This window comes from Mesorhizobium sp. P2_E6, from assembly GCF_056403835.1.
The window spans coordinates 108,827-135,530 of sequence record NZ_JBFUEQ010000006.1 but is presented as its reverse complement, the minus strand read 5'-3'; the positions used below and the strand labels follow the sequence as shown (position 1 = coordinate 135,530).

Below are 26,704 nucleotides of genomic sequence, written 5' to 3'. Positions count from 1 at the left end.
TCTCCGGACGTCCGCCGACTGCGTCTGCTGTCGCGGTCGGCGCCGGAATTGCCCGTTGCGCCGCGTTATTTCGCTGGTCGCCCTGCGGCCGAGGAACTTTGGCGGCTATGGACCGTTACTGTGGCGAGAGGACATGTCGCCATGGAACACATTGCTGCATTGTTGCTGGTCATCGGTTGCTCGAACACGATGGCCGACTGCCATGAATTGCAGGTACCGGTAAGCGTTTTCGAAACCGCCGACCAATGCGTCGCCGAACGGCCATTCGCGCTGGGCGACGTGCAGGGGCAGGCTCAGCACATCGTCGCCAAGTGCCTTGCCGTCGATCCGGCGCTGGAAGACGACTACGACCAGATCGTCTGGAACGTTCGCCCGGACGGCACGCTCGACGCTTCCCTGGCAATCTCCAACGTCGTCATGGCATCGAGCGCCCCGCGCCCAGAAAAAGACTATCTTCGCCAACAATAGATTGCAGCAGCAAAGGCGGCCATTTCATGCTAAATGGCTGCTGGAGCTTACCAAAGTGTGGACACAAAGCGAGGAGTGACTCTATGCGGAAGATGATTATTGCCATGATTGCGGTGGCTGCCCTCAGCGGCTGCACCAGCACCGAGAAGGACGTGGTCGGCGGCGGCTTGATTGGCGCCGGCGTCGGCGGCTTGGTCGGTGGCGGCAAGGGCGCGCTGATCGGCGCGGCTGTGGGCGCCGGTTCCGGCCTGCTGGTGCGCAACCTGCGCAACGGCTATTGCCAGTATCGCGATCATCGCGGCCGGATCTACACGGCTCGCTGCAACTAGTTCGGCGATAATCGAAACGTCGATCCGGAGACCGGTCCGCCGGCCTCCGGATTTTCGACGTCTGGACGCACCATTTCTGTTCGCTTGATGAAACGGTTTTCCGTCCGGAATTTTGCGTCAAAACAAGAAGATAGAGCGGCTCTACGTTTCAGTGAAACTGATCTAGCCCGTCAGCGGAATCCTGATCTCCACATTCAACCCATCATCGCGATAATCGCGGTTGATCGTGCCACGCAATTCGCGCGTGACGTTGAGATCGATCAGCTTGGTGCCGAATCCTGTCTTGGCCGGCGCTTCGAGTTTCTTCTGTCCGGTTTCGCGCCAGTTGAGAACCAGCACCCTGTCGCGCCCGCGTCCTTCGAGCGACCAGTCGACCTTGAGCGCCCAATCTCCCTTGAGCGAATTGGCTGAATTGCCGGTTTCGCCATATTTCAATGCATTCGTCGCCAGTTCGTGGAACGTCAGGCCGAGCGCCTGCGTCGTGGTTTCGTCGAGCAGCACCTCCGGCCCCGACAGAAGCTCTTCCGGCAGCTCCTTGCCGAACACCTGACCGAGCTCGATGCGCAGGAGATCGCCAAGGTCTGCCTTCTGCCAGCGCGAGCGCGTCAGCATGTCCTGAGACGCCGCCATCGCCTGCAGCCTGGCCGAGAAGGACGAGGAAAATTCGTTGACGTCAATGGCCCGCGAAGCCGTCTGGCGCGCGATCGCCAGCACTCGGGTGATCGAATTCTTGATGCGATGCTTCATCTCCTGCAGCATCAGGTCTTTTTCGAGCAGGCTCTTTTCCGTCGTCTCATGCAAGCGCGACGCCGCCTCATAGGCCCGCTCCTGATAGCGCGCCACCAGAGCGATGGCGCCCGCCAGCAGCAAGCCGAACAGCCCCAGCATCACCGGAATTGCCCGCGACGACGGCTGCGTGAAGGCGCTTGTCGGTCGAAACAGGACCGTCCATGGTTGGCCGGCCACCATGATCTTGCGGGTGACCAGCAGCCTGTCCCCGAAGGATGACACTGGCGGCGTCTCCGACCGGAACAAGAGATTGTCGCCACTCACAGCGCCGTCATAGATTTCGGTGTTGACCGGCAGCAGCGGCGACCGGCTGAGCGCTATCTGGAACAGGTCCCGTGCCCGAAAAGCCGCGTAGAGGAAGCCGGCCGTGGAGGACCTGGACGCATTGATGACATCGGGAGCGGTTTCGACATTGAGCCGCACGAAGACCAGGAAGCCCGGGAACGTCTGCGCGGCACCCGTGCTCTGGCCGAGCTGCACCAGCGCGCTGGCGTGCTGCTCATCGTCGGACATTGCCTTTTCGATGGCCACGCGTCGCACCGGTTCGCTGAACATGTCGTAGCCGATGGCGGCCTGGTTGGATGGATCCAGCGGCTCGAACATCACGATGGGCGCGCGCCAGGGTTGCGTGGTGTCCGGATAGATCGGATGGCTGACACCAAGGTCGTGCAGCATGTCGCGTTCGACCGCCGCCTCGTCCCCCGTCTTCACCAGCCTGAGAAAGCCGATACCGCGCAAGCCGGCGAAATTGTTGTCGACATCGAGCGCGTTGAAGAACGCCTTGAACTCGTTCTGCGAGATATCGCCGTTGCGGGCATCGAACAGGGCCTGCGTCGACCGCAGCAGCGACAGATGCAAGTCGATGCGGCTCTCGATCCGGTTGAGCGCATCGTCGGCCGTCGCTTCGAATTTGATGCGGGCGGCTTCCTGCGTCGCGAAATAGGCAAAGCCCGCCATCGTCATGCTGATCAGTGCAACGGCGACGAACGCGACGATTGGAAAAAGCTTCTTCAACGGATGATGCGGTCCATGGGCAATGTCGGACCTTTATGGGCAAGTCGATGTGCCAACACAATGGCAAGGCCAAGCCATCATGACGGCTGGCACATCACATGACCGGCAACCAGCGGCCAGGCACGGTTCGTCCGGCCAGGGTGGTACCGTAGACACTAGTCCAACCGCACCCAATCTGTGGCTTCGAGCACATAGGGAGCGAACAAGAAATCGCGGATCTCGATGATCCGGCTTTCCGACCAGTCGATCAGGACAAAATGCGCAGGTCTTTCCATCCGGCCGGTGCTGTCGAAGACCAGCATAGCCGGCTTCCCTTCGACAGCGCCGAGGGCGAACCGCCATTTCGTCTCTTGCGCATAGCGCGTGAAATAGATGCCGATTTTGTCGCGCCCCTCCAGTTGGATCCGGTTCACCAGATCAAGCTTCACGTCGTCGGCAAGCATGACCCGGATTGCGTCGAAATCGCCGCTCCGGAACAGATGGACATAAGCGGCGATCTTGCGCCGGTCCGAATCGGACATCAGCGGCAGCCTTGTGTCTTCGGGCGCCTGTGCGAAAAGCCGCAGCGCAGCGCGCCCGCGCTGAAGCGCCGATTTTGCGGCTGTCGGAGAGCACCCTGCTATGCTTGCGATCTCGTCGACCGAATGACCCAGAACATCCTTGAGGATCACCGCGCAGCGCTGAAGTTCGGGTAGCCGCAGAAACGTCTGAAAGCTGATCGCGACGATGTCCGCCTCAGGTATGGGCGCCGCTTCGACGTCTTCGGTAAGCGGGACGACCGTGTTCCGGGATTTGGCGCGCAGGAAATCGAGGCTCGCATTGTGGGCGATGCGGAACAGCCAGCCCTCGAGGTTATCCACTCCAGCGCCCTGGGCTCGCGCGTGAAGGGCCTTGACGAGGGTGTCCTGCAATACGTCCTCGCCATTGACCGCCGATCCCGTCATGCGCGCGCAGTAGCGGTGAAGGCGTGGCCGCAGCGCTTTCAGACGATCCTCGAATTCATTCGCGTTCATGTATCGAGACCTACCGCGCCTGCGCGCTCTTTCGTCGTCATTTTACCCGAGACGAACAAGGAAGAGGGTTCAAACTTCCCTGTTGTCGAAAAGGAACATTTGAACGCCCGAGTCATCAGGCGCAAAAAGGCGGCGATCCGCCCCGGCCGCCTGCCCCTCCGGGCTTGCAAACGCCTTTTCGATCGCCGCAAGGTCGTCGAAATACAGCGTTCCGATCCGGTGAACATTGGAGGGTCCTACCGGCGTTGCGATAGGGCCATTGCTGACTTCGTATTTCCTGAGGCCCGGAAGCTTCTTGGCGAGAGGCACGTGGATTTCGAAGTAATGCCGGTCAAACGCCTCGACGTTCTCCGGTGTCGGGTAAATCACAACCATCCGAGCCATTGTGGTTCTCCTTTGTTGCTTGTGTGAGGCATTCTTACTTGTGTGTTTCGCTCAACACCGCCGAGCCCATGATCGAGTCCAGGCTCGCCAGCTCCAATATCTTCGGGAAATAGGCTTTCATACGCGGATCGCTGCGCATCGCCTCGACGGCTGCGGGGGTCTCCCACTCGGAGTAGATGACGACGCCGGCGCCGTCTTGCGCCACGATCAGCCGGGTCGTCTTCCAGCCGCGGAGCGTGCGGACCACCGTATCGGTGTTCTGCTTCAAGAGCGCGATCAGCGCATCCTGCTTCCCGGGTTCGACCTTAAGCAGATTGATCAAGATGACGGACTCGTCGGACATGGCATGTCTCCTTCTGTTTGGACACACCAAGGACGATCCGACGGGCAGAAACGGATCGAGACGTAGCAAGATTTTTTTGGAAGATCCGCTGGAGTTCTAGGCGGCGATCTTCAGGGCGCCTGGCCCGGGAATGGCGCCAGGCGGGCATTTGCCCAGAATGATCATGCCGAGCACCTCGTCCTGGGTCACATCGGTGGTGCGCGCGGTGCCGACAACCTGGCCGTTCTTCATGACGCAGACCCGGTCGGCAAGCTCGAACACGTCGTGGATGTCGTGGCTGATCAGGAAGATGCCGATGCCGTCGGACTTGAGCTGCTTGACCAGTTCGCCGACCTGCGCCGTTTCCTGCGGACCAAGTGCCGCCGTCGGCTCGTCCATGATCAGGATGCGCGCATTGAACAGGATCGCGCGCGCGATCGCCACCGACTGCCGCTGACCGCCAGACAGCTTGATCACCGGCTCCTTGAAGCGCTGGAAGCGGGGATTGAGCCGGCCCATCACCTTGCGCGCCTCGGCCTCCATCGCAACGTCGTCGAGCGTACCCCAGGCGGTCATCAGCTCACGGCCGAGAAACAAATTGGCGGCGGCGTCGACATTGTCGGCCAACGCCAGCGTCTGGTAGATCGTCTCGATGCCGTATTTCTTGGCGTCGCGCGGGTTGGAGATCGATGCCTCCTCGCCGTTGACGAAGATATGGCCCGCGTCGCGCTTGTAGGCGCCGGACAGGATCTTGATCAGCGTCGACTTGCCGGCGCCGTTGTGTCCGAGCAGCGCCACGACCTCACCGGGGAAAAGGTCGATCGAGGCGTCGTCGACGGCGCGGATGCCGCCAAAGGCGATCGAGATGTTGCGCATGTCGATCAGCGCAGTGCTGGTAGGAGCGGTCTTGTCTGCCATGATCCTTGTCCTCCCCTAGACGCGCTTGCGATAGACGGTATCGAGCCAGACCGCGACGACCAGCACGGCGCCGACGACGATGCTCTGCAGCGGCGAGTCGATGCCGAGCAGCACCATGCCGGACTGCAGCGACTGCATCAGCAACGCGCCGAGCATGGCGCCGAGCACCGTTCCCGAGCCGCCGGCAAGCGAGGTGCCGCCGATGACGGCGGCGGCGATCACCAGCAGCTCGTCCAACGTGCCCAGCGCATTGGTCGACGCGTTGAGGCGGGCCGACGAGATCGCCGCGCTGATCGCGGCCAGTACACCCATGATCATGAACACCTTCATGGTTACCCAGCGGGTGTTGATGCCGGCGAGATTGGCGGCCTCCGGATTGCCGCCGATGGCAAAGACATAGCGGCCGAAACGGGTGCGCTTGGTGATGAAGGTCATGACGATACCGACCGCGACAGCCATCAGCACCGGTATGGCGATGCCGTGGGCGATGAACAGCCCGCCTTCGGGAATGGTGATGCCGTTCTGCTGTGCATACTGGCGCACGATGCCGATTGGCCACGGATAGGAATTGGCGATCCAGACGGCCCCAAGGATGGCAGCGCAACTGACCACACCGAGAAAGGTTTCCGCCCACACGGGGCGCAGTGGAAAGTTGAACCGTTTGCGCTGCGACCGGCCGTTGAGCAACGCGAAAGCCACAGCCACGCAAGCGACGATGCCGATGATCCAGCTGGCGGTGGCGCCGACCGAGCCTCGCGGTCCGCCGCCCATCAGCTGGAATGTAGCGTCGAGTGGCGCGACCGTGCGCCCGTTGGTGATCAGCCATGCCATGCCGCGCCAGACCAACAGGCCGCCCAGCGTCACGATGAAGGCAGGAACTTCGAGATAGGCGATGATGAAGCCCTGGAAGGCCCCGATCACAAGACCGAGCACCACGCCGACGACCAGTGCGATGATCCAGAGCCAGGGATTTCCAAGCTGGAAGCCGATGACGCGAATGAGGAATTCGGCTTGCGCCACACCCATGATCATACCGATCACGCCTTCGACGGAACCAACCGAAAGGTCGATGTTGCGCATGACGATGACCAGCACCATGCCGGTCGCCATGATCGCGACCGAGGAAGTCTGCACCGACAGGTTCCAGAGATTGCGCGGCGTCAGGAAAAGTCCGCCCGACAGGATATGAATGCCGACCCAGATGACCAGCAACGCACCGACCATGCCAAGCATGCGCGTATCGAGTTCGGTCGCCTTGAGGAAGCGTCCGACGGCGCTCAATTCGGACGCACGCGCCCGGTCTGCGGGCGTATTCGCGGCAGGCGTGTTAGAGGCCGTGTCGGTCATGAAGTCCTCCCACCGGTTTGCCGTCTGGCGCGGATGCCGGAAACACGATGCTATTTGCTTTCCGCGATCATTTGAAGCGGAATGCCCCTTGAGAAACGCCGCGGCCCAGGGGCCGCGGCGCTGAGATCGAACCGGGATCCCGTTCGGTTTTAGTTGCAGGCCGCGACGGTGCCGGCGGCGACGCCTGCACAGACTTCGTCCTTCTTGATCCAGCCGGCGTCGATGACGACGTTGAGATTGTCCTTGGTGATCGCGATCGGCGTCAGGAACAGCGAGTTGGTCTCGTTGCCGCCGGGCGTCGTGAACTTCACGGCGTTCGGGATCTTGTCCAGGGCAGTGCCAGCGGCCAGCTGCGAGGCGATTTCGGCAGCGTTCTTGCCGAGTTCGCGTGCGTCCTTCCACACCGACACGGTCTGTGTGCCGAGTGCGACGCGGTTCAGTGCGGCATGGTCGCCGTCCTGGCCGGACACCGGAACCGATCCTGCCAGCCCTTGCGCCGTCAGCGCGGCGACGACGCCGCCGGCGGTGCCGTCATTGGCTGCCACCACGGCATCGACCTTGTTGTCGTTGGCGGTGAGGAACTGTTCCATGTTCTTCTGGGCATTGGCGGGCAGCCAGCCATCCGTATAGGCTTCGCCGACATTCTTGATCTTGCCGCTGTCGATGGCTGACTTGAGCACTTCCATGGAGCCGGCGAACAGGAAATCGGCATTCGGATCGGCGCCCGAGCCCTTGATGAAGACGTAGTTGCCTTCCGGCTTGACCTTGAACACTTCGCGGGCCTGCATGCGGCCGACTTCCTTGTTGTCGAAGGTCAGGTAGAACACGTTCTTGTTCTCGATCAGCCGGTCATAGCCGACGACCGGAATGCCTTCGTCCAATGCCTTCTGCACCGCCGGGCCGATGGCCGAGGCATCCTGCGCCAGGATGATCAGCGCGTTGGCGCCCTGCGAAATCAGGCTCTCGACGTCGGTGAGCTGCTTGCCCGGATTGGACTGCGCATCAGCGGAAATGTATTTGTCACCAGCCGCCTCGATGGCCTTCTTCATCGCCGCTTCGTCGGTCTTCCAACGCTCTTCCTGGAAGTTGGACCACGAAACGCCGATGACCTTGTCCTTCGCCTGCGCGACCGACACCAGCGTCAGCGACATGGCGACACCCGCCAGGATGGCGGCTGTGAATTTTTTCATAATATCCTCCCTGCGCCGCGTATGGCGCGACCAAACTGACCCGTAGGCCGGCACAGAGGCTCTATTTTTTCGAGCCTCGAAAAAATAGTGATCCAACGCCCGAACGCTGTCAACATCGATTCTGATGGATTTTGACGTCTCTCCGAGTTTTTTTCGAGCTCCGGAATAAATAATGACATGATGGTAGGGTTCTGCCAGAATTTGGCTTGGCGCATGTCGCCCCAAAAGTGCGCAGCGGTTTTGGGGCAACGACACGTGCAGGAACAAGTACCTGAAGCGCGTCGCGCTTTCAGGCTTCGCTGATGGCCTTCGGGAGGCACGAAAGGCTGCAGCGACCGGGAGGATGTGAAAAAGCATGTCGGTCGGAATCCGCCACGACGATCTGCGCCGCCGCAACCGGGCGATGGTGATTGCGGCCGTGCGCCGCGCCGGACAGCCGTCCCGCACCGAGATCGCCGCGACCACGGGCCTCAGCCATTCGACCATATCGGCGATCTCCTCCGACCTCATCGGCGAAGGCATCCTGACTGAGAGCAAGCCGAGCGAGGCCGGCTCGCTCAAACGGGGCCGGCCGCAGGTCGGCCTCGGCCTCAATCCGGAAGCGGCGGCGGTGATGACCGTGGTGCTGTCGCTGAACTTCCTCTCGGTCGCCGTCATCGACTATGCCGGCCAGGTGATCGCCGAGGAACAGCGCCGGCTGGACACGCTGACCATGTCGCGCGACGCGCTGGTCGGTGAATGCGTTGCCATCGTACGGCGTCGTCTCGAAGACCCCGACCTCGACGTCCGCAGTGTCGCCCGCATCGCGCTGGCGATCCAGGGCATCACTGACACGCGTGCCCGCGCCATGCTGTGGTCGCCGATCACGCCGCACACCGATATCGCCTTCGCCGACATACTCGAGGACGAGTTCGGCATCCCCGCCACCATGGAGAACGACTGCAATATGATGGCGATAGCGTTGCGCTGGCGCGACCCCGAGCGCTACCGCGACGACTTCATCGCCATCCTGTTGTCGCACGGCATCGGCATGGGCCTGGTGCTGAAGGGCGAGCTGTTCACCGGCACTCATTCCTCGGGCGGCGAGTTCGGCCATATGATCCATCGGCCGCACGGCGCGCTGTGCCGCTGCGGGCGGCGCGGCTGCGTCGAGGCCTATGCCGGCAACTACGCCATCTGGCGCAACGCAAGGCAGATGAGTGAGGACGCGGAACCGGTCGCCGATGTCAGTGATGCCGACATGCGCGCGCTGGCGACCGCGGCCCGCGAGAGGGATGGACCCGAGCGCGAGGCCTATCGCAAGGCCGGCGAGGCACTCGGCTACGGTCTCGGCAGCCTGTTCGCGCTGATCGACCCGGCGCCCGTCGCCATGGTCGGCGTCAGCGCCGCCGCCTTCGACCTGATCGAGCCGGCATTGCGCGAGGCGATTGCCCAGACCGCCGGCGGCCAGCATTCGCAATCGATTTCCTTCGACACCGAACCGAACGAACTGCCACTGATCCGCGAAGGCTGCGCCACACGGGCACTGACCTTCGTAGACCAGGAGATTTTCGCGCCCGGCACGCAGGCGAGATCCGGCCTCGGTGGCAAGAACGTTGCGTGAATAACGCGCCGGGATGCGTTGAGATTCAGGTTAGGCCGAGTCGAGAATGGCGGGTTCCGAGAACCGGAACGGAGCGGACATTTGGATCCGTGAGTACCGGAAGCGCAGGAGACTGCCGTTCGCAGGCCGGCATCACCTGAATATCAGCAGATCCCTAATCTTCCCGGATTGCGTAGCCCGCCCCACGAATGGTGCGGATGACATCGGGCATGCGGCCATTGTTGACCGCCTTGCGCAGCCGGCCGACATGCACGTCGACCGTGCGTTCGTCGATGTAGATCGTCTCGCCCCAGACATTGTCGAGCAGCTGGCTGCGCGAGAACACGCGGCCGGGATGGCGCATCATGAATTCGAGCAGGCGGAATTCGGTCGGTCCGAGCCGGATCTCGCTCTTCTTGCGATAGACCCTGTGCGATTCACGATCGAGCACGATGTCGCCGACCTTGAGCACGCTGGACAGCACTTCCGGCTTGGCGCGGCGCAACAGCGCCTTGACCCTAGCCATGAACTCGGGCGTCGAGAACGGCTTGACCAGATAGTCGTCGGCGCCGGTCGAGAGGCCGCGCACACGATCGCTTTCCTCGCCACGCGCGGTCAGCATGATGATCGGCAGCCGCTCGGTCTCGGGACGCATTCTTAGCCGGCGACAGAGTTCGATGCCGGACACTGCTGGCACCATCCAGTCGAGCACCAGCAGGTCAGGCACGTTTTCCTGGAGGCGGATTTCGGCCTCGTCGCCGCGCGTCACCACCTCGACCTGGTATCCCTCGGACTCGAGATTGTAGCGCAGGAGCACGCCAAGCGGCTCCTCGTCCTCCACCACCATGATGCGTGGCGCGATCATCGACTGGTCACCCCTGCCGTCATGCCGCCGGCGCGGACATCGCCGTCTCGTCCTGCTTCGGACGATTGGCGGGCAGCTGCGTACCGGTCAAAACATAATACGCATTTTCCGCGATGTTGGTGACGTGATCGCCGATGCGTTCGAGGTTCTTGGCGCAGAACAAAAGATGCGTGCAGGCGGTGATGTTGCGCGGGTCTTCCATCATGTAGGTCAGGAGTTCGCGGAACACCGAGGTGTACTTGACGTCGATGCGCTCGTCGTCGGCGCGCAGCTTCGCCAGCGCCGCGGCGTCGCGCGCCGTATATTCCTCGATGACGCCCTGCACCTGGATCAGCACCAGCTGCGCCATTGCGTCGATGGAGTGCGACAGGTCGCGCGGGGTGACGCTGAGGCCGACGGTGCCGACGCGCTTGGCGATGTTCTTGGCAAGGTCGCCAATGCGCTCGAGGTCGCCGGCCATGCGGATCGAACCGACGACATGACGCAGATCGTCGGCCATCGGCTGACGCTTGGCGATCAGTGTGATGGCGCGGTCGTCGAGCTCGCGCTGGCGCGCGTCCATGATCGCATCGTCGGAGACGACGCGCTGCGCCAGGGCGTTGTCGGAATTCAACAGCGCCTTGGTGGCGCCGCCGACCATCGAGCCGGCGAGGTCGCCCATGTCGCGGATCAGCCTGCTGATCTGTCCGAGATCCTCGTCGAAAGAAGCGACTGTGTGTTCGCCCATGATCTTAGTCCTCGTATGCCTGAGCTCAGCCGAAGCGGCCGGTGATGTAGTCCTGCGTGCGCTTCTCGCGGGGCGACGTGAAGATCTTCTCGGTGCGGTCGAACTCGACCAGTTCGCCCAGATACATGAAGGCCGTCTGCTTCGACACGCGCGCCGCCTGCTGCATGTTGTGGGTGACGATGACGATCGTGTAGTCGGCTTGCAACTCGTCGATCAGCTCTTCGATCTTGGCGGTCGACAGCGGGTCAAGCGCAGAGGCCGGCTCGTCGAGCAGGATGACTTCCGGCTTCACCGCCACGGTGCGGGCGATGCAGAGTCGCTGCTGCTGGCCGCCGGAGAGGCTGAGGCCGCTGGCGTTGAGCTTGTCCTTGACTTCGGTCCACAGTGCGGCGCGCTTCAGCGCCTGCTCGACACGGCCGTCCATCTCGGACTTGCTGATCTTCTCGTAGAGCCTGACGCCGAAGGCGATGTTTTCATAGATCGACATCGGGAACGGCGTTGGCTTCTGAAACACCATCCCGATCTTGGTCCGCAGCAGGTTAAGGTCCTGCGAGCGGTCGAGAACGTTCTGGCCGTCGAGCAGCACCTGGCCCTCGGCGGTCTGCTTGGGATAGAGCTCGTAGATGCGGTTGAAGACGCGCAGCAGCGTCGACTTCCCGCAGCCCGAAGGTCCGATGAAGGCGGTGACGCTGCGCTCGGGCAGCGACAGCGTGATGTCCTTCAGCGCCTTGCTCTGGCCGTAGTAGAAGTTGAGGTTCTTGACCTCGATCTTGGCCTTGCCGGCAATTGCCTCGGCGGCGATCGTCATGTCTGGAGACAACATCTGGCTCATTTGTCCTCTCTGCGTCCGGTCAGGCTGCGAGCAAAGATGCTGAGCGCGAGAACCGTCAATGTGATGATGAGTGCACCGGTCCAGGCCAGTTGCTGCCATTCCTCGTAAGGGCTGAGAGCGAACTGGAAGATGGTCACAGGCAGGCTGGCCATCGGCGCGTTGAGATTGCTCGACCAGAACTGGTTGTTGAGCGCCGTAAAGAGTAGTGGCGCCGTCTCGCCGGAGATACGGGCGATCGACAGCAATATGCCGGTGACGATGCCGGAAAGGGCGGCGCGGTAAGCGACCGACTTGATGACCACCCAGCGCGGCGCGCCGATCGCGGTGCCGGCCTCGCGCAACGCGTTCGGCACCAGGTTGAGCATGTCCTCGGTGGTGCGAACGACGACCGGGATGACCAGGATAGCAAGCGCGACAGCGCCGGCGATCGCCGAGAAATGCCCCATCGGCCGGACCATCAGTTCGTAGACGAAAAGGCCGATGATGATCGAGGGCGCCGACAAAAGGATGTCGTTGATGAAGCGCACCACGGTGGTGAGCTTCGAAAAGCGTCCGTATTCGGCCATGTAGGTGCCTGCCAGCACGCCGATCGGTGTACCGACGACGACGCCGATAATGGTCATCACGATGCTGCCGTAGATGGCGTTAAGCAGGCCGCCGGCATCGCCGGGCGGCGGCGTCATTTGCGTGAACACCGCAAGATTGACGCCGGACAGGCCCTTGTAGAGCAGCGCGCCGAGGATGAGCGCCAGCCAGGCAAGTCCGATGCCCGCGGCGGCGACGCACAGCGTCATCATCACGGAATTCTTCCTCTTGCGGCTCTGATGAAGCGATGTGGCTGTCGACATCGGTCAGGCTCCCGTGCGGGCGTCAATGCGCATCAGCATGTAGCGTGCGATGGCGAGGATCAGGAAGGTGATGACGAACAGGATCAGGCCGAGCGCCACCAGCGAAGAGGTGTAGAGATCGCCGACGGCTTCGGTGAATTCGTTGGCGATGGTCGCGGAGATCGTCGTTGCCGGCGCGAACAGCGAGGTGCTGATGCGGTGCGCGTTGCCGATGACGAAGGTCACTGCCATGGTTTCGCCGAGCGCGCGGCCGAGGCCGAGCATGACGCCGCCCATGATGCCGATCCTTGTGTAGGGAATGACCACGCGGCGGGTCACTTCCCAGGTCGTGCAGCCGATGCCGTAGGCGGACTCTTTCAGCACCGGCGGCACCGTGTCGAAGACGTCCTTGGTGATCGAGGTGATGAACGGCAGCACCATGATGGCAAGGATCAGCGACGACGTCAAAAGGCCGATGCCGTAGGGCGGACCGGCAAACAGGCTGTTGAGGCCGGGAATGCCATGGAACACGTTGATGATGAAGGGCTGCACGGTCGTCTGCAGGAAGGGCGCCAGCACGAACAGGCCCCAGATGCCGTAGATAATCGAGGGGATGCCGGCGAGCAGCTCAACCGCCATGCCGATCGGACGCCGCAGCGGGCGCGGGCAAAGCTCGGTGAGAAAGATGGCGATGCCGATGCCGAGCGGCACGGCAATCAGGATGGCGATGGCGGACGTGATGATGGTGCCATAGATCGGCGCCAGCGCGCCGAATTTCTCGGTCACCGGATTCCAGCTTTCGCTAGTCAGGAAGGAGAAGCCGAAGGTCGACAGGGCTTGCCAGGACCCGGCAAACAGCGAGATCGCAACACCGCCGAGCAAGACCAGCACCAGTATGGCTGCGGCACGGGTCATTCCGTGGAAGATCGCGTCGGTCAGCGCGAAACGTCTGACAGTCGCGTCGCGCGAACCTCGAATGGCTGGCAAGGCTTCCTGGACACCACTCATGTGAAGCTCGGCTTTTTTGAGTTAAGGGAAAAGGAGCGCCGCGGCGCGGCGCTCCTTCCAAGGGACGTTATTCGCCGACGTAGACGGGCTTGCCGTCAGCCTGGATGTCGGCCTTCCACGAAGCCTTGATCAGGTCGACGACGCTGTCGGGGATCGAGACGTAGTCGAGACCCTTGGCGGTTTCCTTGCCGTCCTTGTAGGCCCAGGCAAAGAACTTCAGCGCTTCGCCGGTCGCGGCAGCATCGTCGGGGGACTTGTGGATCAGCACCCAGGTCGAAGCAGCGATCGGCCAGGTGGTATCGCCGGGTTCGTTGGTGATGATGACGTTGAAGTTCTTCGCGCCCTTGAAGTCGGCATTCGAAGCAGCCGAGCCGAAGGATTCGAGCGACGGCTCGACGACCTTGCCCGCGGCATTCAACATCTTGGAGTACGACAGGTTGTTCTGCTTGGCGTAGGCATACTCGACGTAGCCGATGCCGCCGTCGGTCTGCTTGACGGTGTTGGCAACGCCTTCGCTGCCCTTGGCGCCGACGCCGGTCGGCCATTCGACGGCGGTGTCCGAACCAACCTTGTCCTTCCAGTCGGGGGACAGCTTGACCAGATAGTTGGTGAAGTTGAAGGTCGTGCCCGAGCCGTCCGAACGGTGGACGACGGCGATCGCCGTCGACGGCAGGGTCAGGGTCGGGTTCAGCGCCTTGATCGCGGCGTCGTCCCAGGTGGTGATGGCGCCAAGGTAGATCTGCGCGATCGTCTTGCCGTCAAGGATGAGTTCGCCCGGCTTGACGCCCGTCAGGTTGACGATCGGCACGATGCCGCCCATCACCATCGGGAACTGCACGAGGCCGTTCTTTTCCAGATCGGCATCTGACATCGGCTTGTCGGTGGCGCCGAAGGTCACGGTCTTGGCGATGACCTGCTTGATGCCGCCGCCCGAACCGATCGACTGGTAGTTGAGGCCGACGCCGGTGTCTTTCTTGTAGGTGTCGGCCCACTTGGCGAACACCGGATAGATGAAGGTCGAGCCGGCGCCGGAAAGGTCCGCGGCCATGGCTGCAGAAAGGGTGAAGGTAGACGCTGTGGCCATTGCAATCGCAACGACCGCTGAGCGGATGAAATGTCTCATGTGGCCTGCTCCTGTTCGGAAGATGGTCTCTCGGCGCCATCCTCTCGGCGCCCGCTGAGGCCAATAGCCTTCGATTATAACAGTCGCATGACAGTTTCATGTCACCCCGGTAACGCGTCATCAGGGCGGGGAAAATGCCGGCCGGCCGGCGCTTGCTGCGGAAACCGGCTTTGTGCCCGGAATCAGGCACTTGCGCCGTTTCACACCGAGAGCGACCCGCGGTTTCGCGATCGACGCCTCGGCAAAGAAAATCCGGACGGGAACGCGTTGCTCTCAGCCATTTGTCGTGGCCGGGCCATCGCCGAAAACAGGTCCGTTGGGGTAGGTTGACGCTGTCTCATGCCGGCGGTCGCTGCTCCCGCCCGTAACTGGAGAGCGGAATTTGAATGTGGCCATTGTCTCGACTGGGCGTCGCCTTGGATATGGTGCGATCGCGCCATAGTCTTGCCTCAGCGGGGGGTCGCGAATCTCCGCCGAGTCCCCGCTGAGGCAAGCCGGATGCAACGCCGGCCTTACCCGGCGTTGCGCTGAGCCTGGCGGCTGGCGCCGACCCAGCGCTCGACCTTCTCGAGCAGGGCCCTTGGGCTGATCGGCTTGGGCAGGTAGTCGTCCATGCCGGCCTCCAGGCAGCGTTCGCGATCGCCCTTCAGCGCATGAGCGGTGACGCCCACGATCGGCACATGCGTGCCGGTTTCTTCCTCCAGCCGGCGAATGGCGGCGGTGGCTTCGAGCCCGTTCATCTCCGGCATCGAGACATCCATCAGGATCATGCACGGATTGAGCCGGCCGAAGGCGTCGAGCGCCTTGCGGCCATTGCCGACGATCTCGAAACCATAGCCGGTCTCGCCGAGAATCTGGGTGAACACCATCTGGTTCACCTCATTGTCCTCGGCCACCAGGATATCCAGCCTGTCGCCGCCGGCCGTCGCGGGCGGCCGGGGGCGAACCAAAGGCGGCTGCAGCAGCGCCCGTTGTTCCGACGCCGCCGACGGCGGTGGCCGCACAACCTTGCCTGGAGGAATGTCGGCTGCCGGCGGCTGGGCGTCGGCCGTGTTGTGGCGATGTCGCTGGATCGTCGCAACCAGCGTTTCCAACAGCACCGATGACCGCGCCGGCTTGATCAGCTGCGCATCGATGCCGAGATCGCGATAGCTGGTGTTGGCGAGCGACTGGTCGACCGAGGTCAGCATGATGATCGGCGTGCCGGCAAGGCCGGCGGTGTTGCGCACGATCCGCGCCATTTCGGCGCCGCTCATGCCCGGCATCTGGTAATCGAGCACGACGCAGTCGACCGGCACGCCATAGGCGGCGGCCGCGATCAGCACCTTGAGACCCTCGGCGCCGCTTTCGGCCGCGCAGGAATCGAACGTCCACGATGTCATCTGTTCCGTGAGGATGGCCCGGTTGACGGCATTGTCGTCGACGATCAACACGCGCGCGCCGGTCACGTCGACAGGCGTGATGCGTTGCCCGTTCTGCTGTCCGGCCCTCGGCAGCGTGACGGTGAACCAGAAGGTCGAGCCCTTGCCCTCGGCGCTCTCGACACCGATGTCGCCGCCCATCAGCTCGACGAGCCGCGAGGTGATGGCAAGGCCAAGGCCGGTTCCCTCGTGCCGCCTCGTCGACGAGGTGTCGACCTGGCTGAATTTCTCGAACACGAGTTTCAGCTTTTCCTCGGGGATACCTATGCCGGTATCGGTGACCGAGATCGTCAGTTTCGTCCCGGTCGGAACTCTTTCGCCGGTGACATCGACCAGCACATGGCCTTCATCGGTGAACTTCACCGCGTTGCCGAGCAGGTTGGTGACGATCTGCCTGATGCGGCCGACATCGCCCACGAACAGGCTCTCGAGACGAGGCTCGATGCGCACGATGAGCTCGAGATCCTTCTCCTTGGCGCGTGTCGACACCAGCGTCGCCACATCCTCGATCGCCTCGGCAAGGTTGAACGGCGCCGGATCGAGCACCAGCTGGCCGGCGTCGATCTTGGAGAAATCCAGGATGTCGTTGATGATGGTGAGCAGCGCGTTGCCCGATTTGACGATGATGTCGGTGAACGTCTTCTGTTTCGAGTTGAGGTCCGATTTGGCCAGCAGTTCGGCCATGCCGAGCACGCCGTTCATCGGCGTGCGGATCTCGTGGCTCATATTGGCGAGGAATTCCGACTTGGCGCGGTCGGCGAGTACGGCGCGCTGCCGTGCCTCGCGCAGTTCGGCCTCGCGCGTCTTCAATTCGGTGATGTCGGTGGTCGATCCGATCAGGTAGAGCGAACCGTCGGAGGCGATCATCGCGCCCTTGCGGGCGAACTGATGCCTGACGCTGCCGTCGGCCAACGTCACAGTCTCTTCGACCTCCTGGGTTTCACCGGTGCGCAGCACCGCAAGGTCGCTGCCGACAAAGGCTTCGCCGTCCGGCCCGAAGATCTCGATGTCGGTCTTGCCGATCGCCTCTTCCTTGACGAAGCCGGTCAGGTCGCACCAGCCCTTGTTGACATAGAACTGCCTGAGATCGGAGCGCTTGGCGTAGATCGACACCGGCACGTTGTCGATCAGGCTGCGGAACACCTCGTTCTCGCGCATGCTCTCTTCCAGCGCGCGCTCGCGCGCCTTCACCTCGGTGATGTCGGTGCTCGAACCGACCAGATGCACCGATCCGTCCAGCGCCACCAGGCGGCTCTTGCGCGTCATCAATTGCCGGACCGTGCCGTCGCGATGGGTGACGGGTTCCTCGACCTCCTTGACGGCGCCCGTCACGGCCACCTCGGTGTCGTCATGGCTGTAGCTATCGCCATCCTGCCCACCGAACAGCTGGCGGTCGGTGCGGCCGATGACCTCTTCCTTGGCGAGACCTGTTATCGCGCACCAGGCCTTGTTGACGAACTCGATGCTCAGGTCCTGCGCCTTGATGAAGGCAGCCACCGGCAGTTCGTCCAGCACGTGGCGGAACAGATCGATCTGGCGCATCGAGTCGCGCAGCGCCTTCTCGCGGCTCTTGATCTCGGAGATGTCGACGCGAACGCCGATGAACGTGCCATCGTCGGTCCGCATGTCGTAGACCTGATACCAGCGGCCGTCTGGGTTGTGACGTTCGAACGAGGAACTGGACAGGCGATAGCGGGCAAGGATCGCGTCCAGCCAGAGATCGGTGTCGCCGTCGTAGAGCGTGTCGACTTGCGGGTCGCCGCTGTTGCGGAAATAGCCGTTCGAACGGCCGAGAGCCAGCGCCTCGCGGAGTGTGCAGCCGGGCTGCCATACCGGTCTCAAAGCCGGCAGCGTGTCCTGGATCTTGCGGTTGGCGAAAACGAACTTGTCGTCGCGATCGTAGATGATGACGGCCGCCGGCAGGGATTCCAGCACGCTGGCGAGATGCTTGCGCGCATCTTCGGCCTCGGTCTCGCGGCGCTTCATGTCGGAAATGTCGAACAGGAAGCCGGCGACGTAGTTGCGGCCGCTGGCCATGCCGACGCGGCTCTTCCTGACGATCCGCGAGCGGCTGGCGCCATCGGCCTCGAAATTTTCTTCGACTTCGTAGGCACGCCCGCTGGCAAGCACGTCCCGTTCGCTCTGTTCGAAAAGCGCGACATTGCTGCCTGAGACGAAATCGCCGCCGGGCTTGCCAAGCATGGCTTGCGGCGTCTGGCCAAACAAGGCGGCGAACGCCTCGTTGACGAACACAAACCGCAACTGGTCGTCCTTGACGAAGATCGGATCCTTGACGGCGTTGATCACCGCTTCCCCCAGCCGCGCTTTCTCCAGCGCGTCGGCAAGTTCGGCCTCGCGATCCTTCATGTCGGTGACGTCGACATAGGAGATCAGCCGCTTGACGCCGGCCAGCGGCGCCATCGACGAGATCAGCGTGCGGCCGTCATTGCGCGGGAACTGTCGCGATCCGGCGGTGCCGGCCCTGATTTCCGCCTCGCGATCGGCGATGTGCCGCTGCCATGTCGCCTCGTCGGTACCATACGGGTCGACGTCGCGGCTGGCGTCCATCAGCTCGCGGAAGCTGCAGCCGATCTCGGCGCGCCGGGCGTCGATCTGCCAGAAATCGTAGAAGGCACGGTTGATGACTTCGGCGCGCAAATCGGCATCGAGGACGAGGACACCGATCGGCATCTGGTCGACCATGGCGCGAAGGTTGGCGAAGGTCTCCGCGGTCCTGGCATTGGCGTTCTCGACTTCGGCGTCGCGAAGCTTCAGATCGGTTATGTCGTAGTAGGTCAGCAGGCGCTTGCCGCCGGACAGGGCAGTGACCGAGAACATCATGGTCCTGCCGTCGGCATGAGGGAACTCGCGTGGCGCAACGGAGCCGGCGCGGATCTCCTCGAGCCGGGTGGCGAGGTAGCGCTGCCATTGCTGTTCGTCGATATCGCCATAGATGCCGTTGCGGCGGTTGAGTTCCATCAACAGGCTGAACGGGGCGCCGACGGTCACGGCACCGTCCGGGATCCTGGAGAGGTCGCGATAGGCCTTGTTGACGATCAGCGTATCAAGCCTCGCGTCCAGAAGCACGACGCCCATGTGCATGGCGTCCATCGTCCGCTCGAGATCGGCAAGATGCTGGACGGGTTCGCTATCCGCCGCAGGCTTCTGCTCCAGGGCCCCGAAGGCGCCGGCCAGCGCCGTGACGTTGCGGCCAATGCCGCGATAACCGGCAAATCCTCCCTCGCCATCGAACCTTGGAAAGCCCGACGTCAAGATCCAGCGGCAATCGGCGCGGCCGCCTTTCAGCTCATGCACGAAGTCGCGAAACGGCCGATGCGCCTGCAGATCCGCCAGATGCGCGGCACCGCTGCGGTCGCCGTTCACCTGGTCGAGGAAGTCGAAGCGGAACCGGCCAAGCACATCAGCCGGATCGATGCCGGTGGCTGCCTGGTAGTTTTGCGACAGCCAGGAGAAGCGCAATTCGGCGTCGGTCTCCCAGACCCAGTCCGAACCGGCTTCGACCAGCTGGCGAAGCGTGTCGGTCGAATCCCTGCCCGCAGGGGACGGTAATGCAGCGTCGCCATGCGCTGCCGATTTGCGAGGCCCGCGCTTGCCGCGCGCGCCAATTGTGTCGTCCGCTTCCGCCATGCCGTCCCACCCGAAAACCAAGGCCGAACCCTCCCCCGCGGTTCGTCGCCGGAATGTGCCCGACAAGCATTAACGATCCGCTAACCTTAACGGGCGGTTAGATATTTCGGTCGACACGGCCTGCGTTGTTCCGCCGGCTTGCCGGCAGGATTGAAGCCGCTATATAAGCTTCAAGGGATATTGCGGATGGTTGGACGGATCTCGCCTTGCTTCATGGGGCTGATGCTGCTTTTCGGCAGCGGCTGCTCGCGCACCTATGACGGCACCGTGGTCATCCCGAGGCCGCTCGATGTCAGGCGTTTCTGGGATCGGCCGCCACCGCGTGTCGAATACGAGCAGGTTGAAGACGGCGCCTTTCCGGTGGCGCCGCAGCCGCCGCAGCGATTTTCCGAGCGCAGGGTCGTGACCCATGCCCCGCCAAGACAGCACCGGACGAGGGTCTCGACCGCAGCAGCCTCCGCGTCTGAACCGACGAAGCTGCTGACGTGCAGAAACGTCACCGAGCCCGGCAAGAGAGCTCGCATGGTCTGCGAATAGCGATCGATTGGCAAATGCCAGTTAGCAAGCTCTGCGTTCAGAGCGAGGCAGCGCCCTTTTTGGGTTCTTTCGCACCGAGCTTGTCGAGTGCGAGACGTACCTGACGCAAATCGTCCTGCCAGCCGTCATCGTCGCCCATCGGGCTCTCCGACGCAGCCCGCTGCAGCCCACGAGCCTCGGATTCGATCTCGCGCAGTTCAGCGATTTTCTGTTCGGTGGTCAGGGAGCCGTCTTCGACGATCTCCAGCACCCTCATTTCCCTGAACGTTGCCATGGCGTTTCTCCTGGCTGATGTCGATCACAACGCCGTGAGCGTCCCTCTGTTCCAACTGTCCTTGTGTTCCAGACCATCCTTTATTTGTGTTTGAGCTTGAAACCTTTGCCTGGGCTTCAGCGTTGAATGGCCAGGAGAGAGGAGAACGCAGATGTCGATCCACTTCACGGTTTCGGACCTGACAAGGAACCTGTTTCACTCGCTGGGGCTGGATCACGAGCGTGCACCAAGGCCCCTCAATGCCGAGCAAAGCCTGTTGCTGGAATGTTATCTGGCCGGCCAGATTCCGGAATCGGCCTGGAACGATTATGTCTTCGAGACGCCTGACCTTGCCCGGCATGCCGAGGCGAGGCGCAGTCACCACTGAACCAGCATACCCCAAGAGCTGAGCGCACCGCCGTGGCAAGGCGGTTCCGGCTTCCCTGTCGCCTTACTTGGGAGACGTGAATTGCAACGTGAACACGTTGCCGGCGACCCCTTGCGCCAGCTTCGACGAGAAGGTCAGGGGCAGGCAATTCTGCAAGGCCGTCGTCGCCGCGTCGACAAATGATTTTTTCGCCTTGGCGTCGCCGTTCACATGGATGGCTGTCGGCCTCGGGGGGCCGATCAGCGTGCCGTCCCGCTTGAAGCTGAAGCTCAAGGTAACGCTGGCAGTTCCGGCATCCGCCGGCGGCGTCCAGCATGCCTGGATCGCAGCCCCGACATCGCTCATGGTGTTGAGTTCAGCGGCATTTGAAGGATGAACGGCGCCTGCCAGCATCATCCCCGCAACCACAGCCTGCCTCGCAACGCTTTTCATCGCCAGCCCTCGTCTCACTCCTGACCGGCAGTCCATGCCGACTGCCGAAATGGATGGTAAGGCCAACGCCGGCAATGACAATATCTCTGGGCAAAAAGTTGACGCCGAAAATGCAACACCGGAGCAATTCCATGAAAGGTGTGAAACGGGTTTTCCGTCTGGAATTGCGTTAAAACAAGAAGATAGGACGTCACATCGACAGTGAGCGAAAGCAAAAAGGCCGGCATTGCGCCGACCTTTCCTTCCACCTCGGCGCCAGTACATCTGTGGTCGCGGGGTGAATTATCGGTAGTAGACAGGGCTTTGGTTAACGAATCCTTAACCTGGCCCCCTTTAACCTCAGGCCTTGGCTTGCGATCTCACATAGGCGATGTAGCCGCGCACGTCGCCGGCAGGCTCGGCGTACGCCTTGCCGAGCTTCTTCTCGATCGCCGCCATATACTCCTTGGCCCATTTGGGCAGAGGATAATCGACGACCGCCAGGAACTCGAGCGTCGCCGCCAGGCGGATGTCGGCGATCGACGGGTTCTTGCCGCCGATGAACGGCTTGCCGTCCCTGAAGAAACTGTGGAAGACCTCCAGCGGCTCGGCAATCGCGGCCATCGCGGCCTTCTGGGCTTCGGACTTCTTGTCGGGGTGCGCGTCGCTATGGCCGACCTCGCCGGCATATTGCGGGAAGCCAAGGAACGGATAGGTGGCGCGCGCCACATAGGGGTAGAGCGTACCGACCAGATAGAACATGGCACTATCGATCATAGCCCGCTTGGCCGGCGCCTTGGGATAGAATTTCTCCAGCCCGTGCTTGTTCGCCAGATACTGCATGATGGCGCAGCTTTCCCACAACACGCCCCTGGGAAGGCCTTTGTCCTCGATCATCGGCGTCAAATGCGAGGGGTTTCGCGCCGTGAATTCGGGCGAGCGGGTGTGGCCCCACGCATCGGTCTCGTCGGCGCCCAGCCCGGCCGCGCGCGCGAACACCCGAACGGTCATGTTGTTGACGCTGGGCTTCAGCATGCTCAGCTTCACTGCAGGTTTCTTAGCCGGCTTCGCCTTGGCCTTCGCAGCGGGCTTGGCAACTGCCTTCACCGCTGGTTTTGCCGCCGCTTTGGCCGCCGGTTTTGCGGCTACCTTGGCCGCCGGTTTTTTCGCGCTCTTCGTTGTTGTCTTGGCCATTTGTTCCTCCCTCTGGTTTGTTCAGTATGGGTTCCTCGGTGCCCGGTCGTCCGACAAGGTTGCGCGGGAACGCTCGACGAGCGCCTGGATCGCATCGGCGAGATGCACTTCCGCAATGTTGTAGTCGCCGCGCCCGACACGCAGCCTGTGCGCTTCCATCAGCACGTCGGCATGGGTGAACCCCGCTGGCGGCTCGAAGCGGTAGGAGGCAAGTTCGATCAGCAGGCCGAGCGGATCCTCGAAATAGATCGAATCCATGAAGCCGCGATCCTTGACGCCGCTGTGCTTGATGCCGCGCTCGTCGAGCCGGCCAACCGCCTGCAGGAAGGTGACGCGCGACACCGAAAAGGCGATGTGGTGGACGCAACCCGGATCCGTCGGCGTGCGTCGCTTCTCCGGCGTGCGGCTCTCATCGGTGAAGATGGTGATCAGCCGGCCGTCGCCCGGATCGAAATAGAGGTGGCTCTCTTTTGCCTTGTCGAGGTTGGGCTGCTCGAAGATGAACGGCATGCCGAGCACGCCTTCCCAGAAATCGATCGAGGTCTGGCGCCCGGCGCCGACCAGCGTGATGTGATGCACGCCCTGCGATTGCAGTTTCTGCATTGGCCTTCCTCCCCGCGTGGCATCAACTGCCAGTCTGGACCTGCCCTGCACCCAGCGTTCTGCGCGCCGCTTGAGCCGTGCCTTAGGATCCACGCCGCAATGCTAATGCAATCGGCCCCGCCGCGCCAGAAGCGACGAGAGCAGAGAGATCGGATGATTGATGGAGAGAATGGTACGCCCAAGGGGAATCGAACCCCTGTTCCCGCCGTGAGAGGGCGGTGTCCTGACCGCTAGACGATGGGCGCGTTCAAGAACCGGCGATATAGGCTGACGGCTGGGAAAAAGCAACTGGGCTTCGCCGCTTTACCGCATCGCGGAAAAACCGGCCACAGGCCTACCGTTTCGGCTCGATCAGATCCCAGAGATTGCCATGCAGATCGGCGAAAACCGCCACCGTGCCATAGGGCTCGAAGCGCGGTGTCTCGCGAAATTCGACGCCCTTCTCCAGCATCGCCGCATGGTCGCGGGCAAAGTCGTCGGTTTCGAGGAACAGGAAGACACGGCCACCGGCCTGGTTACCGATGCTTTTCTTTTGTGCCTCGTCGGAAGCCTCGGCCAGCAACAGCTTCGCGCCGTGCCCGTCGGCCGGCGCCACCGTGACCCAGCGCTTGCCGCCGCCGAGATCGACATCCTCGACGAGGAGGAAGCCCAGCCGCTCGACATACCAGGCAATCGCCTCGTCATAGTTGGCGACGACCAGGGCGACGGTCGCGACGCGACGATATTCGGCGAACCCGGTCATTTGTTGCGGATTGCAAAGCGGCCGATCACACGGCGCTCTGTCATGTCGTAGACGAAGATCGTGCGGCTGCCGTCGGCAAGCTCGGTGTCTATGGACACGCGGTTGCCGGACAGCGACTGGCTGACCACCTTGGCCCCGACCGGCAGCACGATGTCGCCGCTGACTGGCTCGCCGGCCGGCGCCTGGATGTCGCCGGCCAGCGGCGGGTTCGCCGGCTGTGCGTTGCGCGCTTTGTAGACAAGGGCGCCGATCACCACCATAAGGGCAAGGAACAGCAGGCCGAGATTGATCCCGACGAAGCGGACGAGTTTCCTGCGCACCATTTCGACCTCGGGGTCGAGCGGTTTCTCCTGATCTTCCTCGGCAATTGGGCTGGCCATGGCAAATAGTCCGGAACGGTTTTTCAATGAGCGCTCATAGCGAAGAGGCCCCTGAATTGATAGAGGACCAATTCACAGCGGCGGCGCCCACCGTGCTGGTGGCGGGCGCGGATGCGGCCGGTCAGCGCCTCGACCAATGGCTGGCTGCGAGCCTCGGCCCGGACATGTCGCGCAGCCGCGTGCAGATGCTGATCAGGCAGGGCGCGGTTTCGATCGACGGCAAGCCGGTCGACGAGACCAAACGCAAGATGACGCCGGGCGAAAGCGTCTCGGTCGCCATGCCGGAGCCGGAACCAGCGGAGCCACAGGGCGAGAACATCGCGCTCGATGTGCTCTATGAGGACGACGAATTGATCGTCATAAACAAGCCGGCTGGCCTTGTCGTGCATCCCGGCGCCGGCAATTGGACCGGCACGCTGGTCAACGCGCTGATCCATCATTGCGGCGACAGCCTTTCCGGCATCGGCGGCGTGCGCCGTCCGGGCATCGTCCACCGCCTCGACAAGGAGACCAGCGGCGTCATGGTGGTCGCCAAGACCGATCGCGCCCACAAGTCGCTGTCCGAAGCCTTCGCCGATCACGGCCTGACCGGCGATCTCGAACGCGCCTATCTGGCTTTGGTCTGGGGCATACCGCAGCGGCCGACGGGCACGGTCGACGCGCCGCTCGGCCGCGCCGCCGACCGCGTGCGCCGCGCCGTGGTGCCGGAAGGACGCGACGACGCCCGCCATGCCGTCACCCACTTTACCGTGCGAGAGCGCTTCGGCGTCGATCAGCAGGAATTCGCCACGGCCAGCCTGGTCGAATGCCGGCTCGAGACCGGCCGCACCCACCAGATCCGCGTCCACATGGCGCATATCGGCCATCCGGTGATTGGCGACCCCGACTATGGCCAGGCCTTCCGCACCAAGGCCAACCGGCTGCCTGAACCGCTGAAAAGCCAGGTCAAGGCATTTTCCCGGCAGGCTTTGCATGCCTGGCTGCTTGCATTTCGCCACCCGACTACCCATCTAACGATGAGGTTCGAGGCGCCGATACCGAGGGACATGGAGGAACTCGTCGGCGGTTTCCGCAAGCTCTGAACCGGTCACCAACAAGCTTCAAGCTAGCCATCAAAAAACCTGACTGGCATTGTTCACTTCAGCGTGACACACTGTTTCGTGTTGAACAAGCGCCTGTCTTTTCTGGTTTTGTTCCTGTATATATCTGATGTCGCGGGCGAGCCTTTTGGTGCTCGCGTCACATGCCCGCCGCGTTTCGGGGGCATCACTCCAATAGAGAGGGGGCGCTATCATGGCCCAGTCACTACCCAGTATTGTTTCCGGCGAAGGCGGCCTCAGCCGCTACCTGGAAGAAATCCGCCGCTTTCCCATGCTGCAGCCGCAGGAAGAGTACATGCTCGCAAAGCGTTATGCCGAGCATGAGGACACCACGGCCGCGCACAAGCTCGTCACCAGCCACCTCCGGCTCGTCGCCAAGATCGCCATGGGCTATCGCGGCTACGGCCTGCCGATCGGCGAGGTGATCTCGGAAGGCAATGTCGGCCTGATGCAGGCCGTCAAGAAATTCGAACCGGAGCGCGGCTTCCGCCTCGCGACTTATGCCATGTGGTGGATCAAGGCCTCGATCCAGGAGTACATCCTGCGCTCGTGGAGCCTGGTCAAGATGGGCACGACCGCCAACCAGAAGCGCCTGTTCTTCAACCTGCGCAAGGTGAAGGGCAAGATCCAGGCGCTGGATGACGGCGACCTCAAGCCCGACCAGATCGCCGAGATCGCCACAAGGCTGAACGTTTCCGAAGCCGAAGTGGTGTCGATGAACCGCCGCCTGTCGGGCGACGCCTCGCTCAACGCCCCGATCCGGGCGAGCGAAGGCGAATCCGGCGAATGGCAGGACTGGCTGGTCGACGACCATGAAAGCCAGGAAGAGATGCTGATCGAGCAGGACGAGCTGGAAAACCGGCGCGGCATGCTGTCGGGCGCTCTTGCCGTGCTCAACGAGCGCGAGCGGCGCATCTTCGAGGCTCGTCGCCTCGCCGAGGAGCCGCTGACCCTGGAAGAGCTGTCGGCCGAGTTCGACATCAGCCGCGAGCGCGTGCGCCAGATCGAGGTGCGCGCCTTCGAGAAGGTGCAGGACGCGGTCAAGGCCGCCGCCAAGCGCCAGACCCAGGCGCTGCGCACCATCGAGGCGCAGCCGGCGGCTTAAGGCCAGCTCGGCAACAAAAATACAAAGGCGGCGTCAGGAAACTGACGCCGCCTTTTTTGTAGCGCTGTCTAGAGCAATTCCAGGAAAAGTGTGAAACGGTTTTCCCGGGAAAAGCGCATAGCGCTTTCCCTTTGGGAACTGCGTCAAAACAAAGAGATAGAGCGGTTCGGCGTTTCCGTGAAAC

Annotated in this window: 27 protein-coding genes and 1 tRNA gene; 7 read left to right on the top strand and 21 right to left on the bottom strand. The window is 62.6% G+C overall.

What is annotated here, in order from left to right; genetic code table 11:
• Positions 1 to 141: 141 nt before the first annotated feature.
• Together AC1D08_RS16625 and AC1D08_RS16620 are read left to right on the top strand one after the other, a co-directional pair.
• On the top strand, positions 142 to 468 hold the full coding sequence (locus tag AC1D08_RS16625) for a hypothetical protein (RefSeq protein WP_457151622.1): 327 nt from the start codon (positions 142 to 144) through the stop codon (positions 466 to 468).
• An 83-nt stretch (positions 469 to 551) separates the two neighbouring features.
• Positions 552 to 797, top strand: a complete 246-nt coding sequence (locus AC1D08_RS16620) for a YMGG-like glycine zipper-containing protein (protein ID WP_457151623.1) — start codon at positions 552 to 554, stop codon at positions 795 to 797.
• A 162-nt stretch (positions 798 to 959) separates the two neighbouring features.
• Here the strand turns inward: AC1D08_RS16620 and AC1D08_RS16615 are convergent, their stop codons facing one another.
• The 7 genes from AC1D08_RS16615 to xylF all read right to left on the bottom strand — a co-directional run bounded on the left by AC1D08_RS16615 (position 960) and on the right by xylF (position 7,774).
• Complete coding sequence (locus tag AC1D08_RS16615; protein WP_477423570.1) at positions 960 to 2,600, bottom strand: CHASE domain-containing protein; 1,641 nt, start codon at positions 2,598 to 2,600, stop codon at positions 960 to 962.
• 155 nt (positions 2,601 to 2,755) lie between these two features.
• Positions 2,756 to 3,613 carry a sigma-70 family RNA polymerase sigma factor gene (locus AC1D08_RS16610; protein ID WP_457151625.1) on the bottom strand — a complete coding sequence of 286 codons (858 nt, stop codon included), beginning with the start codon at positions 3,611 to 3,613 and terminating at the stop codon, positions 2,756 to 2,758.
• A gap of 69 nt (positions 3,614 to 3,682) precedes the next feature.
• A complete protein-coding gene (locus AC1D08_RS16605; protein ID WP_457151626.1) occupies positions 3,683 to 3,997 on the bottom strand; it encodes an EthD family reductase in 315 nt (104 codons plus the stop codon).
• A 34-nt stretch (positions 3,998 to 4,031) separates the two neighbouring features.
• Entirely contained in the window at positions 4,032 to 4,340 is a 309-nt protein-coding gene (locus tag AC1D08_RS16600; protein WP_457151627.1) for a putative quinol monooxygenase, read from the bottom strand.
• A gap of 96 nt (positions 4,341 to 4,436) precedes the next feature.
• Positions 4,437 to 5,237: an ATP-binding cassette domain-containing protein gene (locus AC1D08_RS16595; RefSeq protein ID WP_457151628.1), complete on the bottom strand. Its 801-nt coding sequence runs from the start codon at positions 5,235 to 5,237 to the stop codon at positions 4,437 to 4,439.
• Between the two features lie 15 nt (positions 5,238 to 5,252).
• Positions 5,253 to 6,584 carry a sugar ABC transporter permease gene (locus AC1D08_RS16590; RefSeq protein WP_457151629.1) on the bottom strand — a complete coding sequence of 444 codons (1,332 nt, stop codon included), beginning with the start codon at positions 6,582 to 6,584 and terminating at the stop codon, positions 5,253 to 5,255.
• A 149-nt stretch (positions 6,585 to 6,733) separates the two neighbouring features.
• Positions 6,734 to 7,774 carry a D-xylose ABC transporter substrate-binding protein gene (xylF, locus tag AC1D08_RS16585; protein ID WP_457151630.1) on the bottom strand — a complete coding sequence of 347 codons (1,041 nt, stop codon included), beginning with the start codon at positions 7,772 to 7,774 and terminating at the stop codon, positions 6,734 to 6,736.
• A gap of 355 nt (positions 7,775 to 8,129) precedes the next feature.
• Between xylF and AC1D08_RS16580 the strand changes: the two genes are divergently transcribed.
• Entirely contained in the window at positions 8,130 to 9,377 is a 1,248-nt protein-coding gene (locus AC1D08_RS16580; protein ID WP_457151631.1) for an ROK family protein, read from the top strand.
• 154 nt (positions 9,378 to 9,531) lie between these two features.
• On the opposite strand, the gene phoB is transcribed toward AC1D08_RS16580, so the two are convergent.
• From phoB to AC1D08_RS16545, 7 genes are all read right to left on the bottom strand, one after another.
• Complete coding sequence (gene phoB / locus AC1D08_RS16575; protein ID WP_010911896.1) at positions 9,532 to 10,221, bottom strand: phosphate regulon transcriptional regulator PhoB; 690 nt, start codon at positions 10,219 to 10,221, stop codon at positions 9,532 to 9,534.
• Positions 10,222 to 10,240: 19 nt separating this feature from the next.
• Positions 10,241 to 10,948 (bottom strand): phosphate signaling complex protein PhoU, encoded by a 708-nt coding sequence (phoU, locus tag AC1D08_RS16570; RefSeq protein ID WP_095089319.1) that lies wholly within the window; start codon positions 10,946 to 10,948, stop codon positions 10,241 to 10,243.
• A gap of 25 nt (positions 10,949 to 10,973) precedes the next feature.
• Complete coding sequence (gene pstB / locus AC1D08_RS16565; protein ID WP_095089320.1) at positions 10,974 to 11,780, bottom strand: phosphate ABC transporter ATP-binding protein PstB; 807 nt, start codon at positions 11,778 to 11,780, stop codon at positions 10,974 to 10,976.
• Positions 11,777 to 12,628, bottom strand: a complete 852-nt coding sequence (gene pstA, locus AC1D08_RS16560; protein WP_477423566.1) for a phosphate ABC transporter permease PstA — start codon at positions 12,626 to 12,628, stop codon at positions 11,777 to 11,779. The genes pstB and pstA overlap by 4 nt, the downstream gene beginning before the upstream one ends.
• A 3-nt stretch (positions 12,629 to 12,631) precedes the next feature.
• Positions 12,632 to 13,615 (bottom strand): phosphate ABC transporter permease subunit PstC, encoded by a 984-nt coding sequence (gene pstC / locus AC1D08_RS16555; protein WP_457151633.1) that lies wholly within the window; start codon positions 13,613 to 13,615, stop codon positions 12,632 to 12,634.
• Positions 13,616 to 13,682: 67 nt separating this feature from the next.
• Positions 13,683 to 14,738 carry a phosphate ABC transporter substrate-binding protein PstS gene (gene pstS / locus AC1D08_RS16550; RefSeq protein WP_457151634.1) on the bottom strand — a complete coding sequence of 352 codons (1,056 nt, stop codon included), beginning with the start codon at positions 14,736 to 14,738 and terminating at the stop codon, positions 13,683 to 13,685.
• 512 nt (positions 14,739 to 15,250) lie between these two features.
• A complete protein-coding gene (locus tag AC1D08_RS16545) occupies positions 15,251 to 19,807 on the bottom strand; it encodes a PAS domain-containing protein (RefSeq protein ID WP_477423696.1) in 4,557 nt (1,518 codons plus the stop codon).
• A 186-nt stretch (positions 19,808 to 19,993) separates the two neighbouring features.
• On the opposite strand from AC1D08_RS16545, the gene AC1D08_RS16540 reads away from it, so the two are divergent.
• Positions 19,994 to 20,344, top strand: a complete 351-nt coding sequence (locus AC1D08_RS16540; RefSeq protein ID WP_457154682.1) for a hypothetical protein — start codon at positions 19,994 to 19,996, stop codon at positions 20,342 to 20,344.
• A gap of 37 nt (positions 20,345 to 20,381) precedes the next feature.
• On the opposite strand, the gene AC1D08_RS16535 is transcribed toward AC1D08_RS16540, so the two are convergent.
• On the bottom strand, positions 20,382 to 20,618 hold the full coding sequence (locus tag AC1D08_RS16535; RefSeq protein ID WP_477285084.1) for a hypothetical protein: 237 nt from the start codon (positions 20,616 to 20,618) through the stop codon (positions 20,382 to 20,384).
• 151 nt (positions 20,619 to 20,769) lie between these two features.
• Here AC1D08_RS16535 and AC1D08_RS16530 point away from each other — a divergent pair, with 151 nt between their 5' ends.
• Positions 20,770 to 20,985 carry a hypothetical protein gene (locus AC1D08_RS16530; RefSeq protein ID WP_111544419.1) on the top strand — a complete coding sequence of 72 codons (216 nt, stop codon included), beginning with the start codon at positions 20,770 to 20,772 and terminating at the stop codon, positions 20,983 to 20,985.
• 63 nt (positions 20,986 to 21,048) lie between these two features.
• On the opposite strand, the gene AC1D08_RS16525 is transcribed toward AC1D08_RS16530, so the two are convergent.
• The 6 genes from AC1D08_RS16525 to AC1D08_RS16500 all read right to left on the bottom strand — a co-directional run bounded on the left by AC1D08_RS16525 (position 21,049) and on the right by AC1D08_RS16500 (position 24,315).
• The gene (locus tag AC1D08_RS16525) at positions 21,049 to 21,417 is read right to left on the bottom strand and encodes a hypothetical protein (RefSeq protein ID WP_457153492.1); all 369 of its coding nucleotides are present in this window, start codon (positions 21,415 to 21,417) and stop codon (positions 21,049 to 21,051) included.
• Between the two features lie 339 nt (positions 21,418 to 21,756).
• Positions 21,757 to 22,590: a glutathione S-transferase family protein gene (locus tag AC1D08_RS16520; RefSeq protein ID WP_457153491.1), complete on the bottom strand. Its 834-nt coding sequence runs from the start codon at positions 22,588 to 22,590 to the stop codon at positions 21,757 to 21,759.
• A 21-nt stretch (positions 22,591 to 22,611) separates the two neighbouring features.
• The gene (locus AC1D08_RS16515; protein ID WP_457153490.1) at positions 22,612 to 23,193 is read right to left on the bottom strand and encodes a VOC family protein; all 582 of its coding nucleotides are present in this window, start codon (positions 23,191 to 23,193) and stop codon (positions 22,612 to 22,614) included.
• 170 nt (positions 23,194 to 23,363) lie between these two features.
• Positions 23,364 to 23,438 (bottom strand) — tRNA-Glu (locus AC1D08_RS16510).
• A gap of 89 nt (positions 23,439 to 23,527) precedes the next feature.
• On the bottom strand, positions 23,528 to 23,935 hold the full coding sequence (locus AC1D08_RS16505; protein ID WP_457153489.1) for a VOC family protein: 408 nt from the start codon (positions 23,933 to 23,935) through the stop codon (positions 23,528 to 23,530).
• Complete coding sequence (locus AC1D08_RS16500; protein ID WP_457153488.1) at positions 23,932 to 24,315, bottom strand: fimbrial protein; 384 nt, start codon at positions 24,313 to 24,315, stop codon at positions 23,932 to 23,934. The genes AC1D08_RS16505 and AC1D08_RS16500 overlap by 4 nt, the downstream gene beginning before the upstream one ends.
• 26 nt (positions 24,316 to 24,341) lie before the next feature.
• Between AC1D08_RS16500 and AC1D08_RS16495 the strand changes: the two genes are divergently transcribed.
• Both AC1D08_RS16495 and rpoH read left to right on the top strand, forming a co-directional pair.
• Positions 24,342 to 25,397: an RluA family pseudouridine synthase gene (locus AC1D08_RS16495; RefSeq protein WP_457153487.1), complete on the top strand. Its 1,056-nt coding sequence runs from the start codon at positions 24,342 to 24,344 to the stop codon at positions 25,395 to 25,397.
• Between the two features lie 211 nt (positions 25,398 to 25,608).
• On the top strand, positions 25,609 to 26,520 hold the full coding sequence (rpoH, locus tag AC1D08_RS16490; protein ID WP_095089340.1) for an RNA polymerase sigma factor RpoH: 912 nt from the start codon (positions 25,609 to 25,611) through the stop codon (positions 26,518 to 26,520).
• Positions 26,521 to 26,704: the final 184 nt, after the last annotated feature.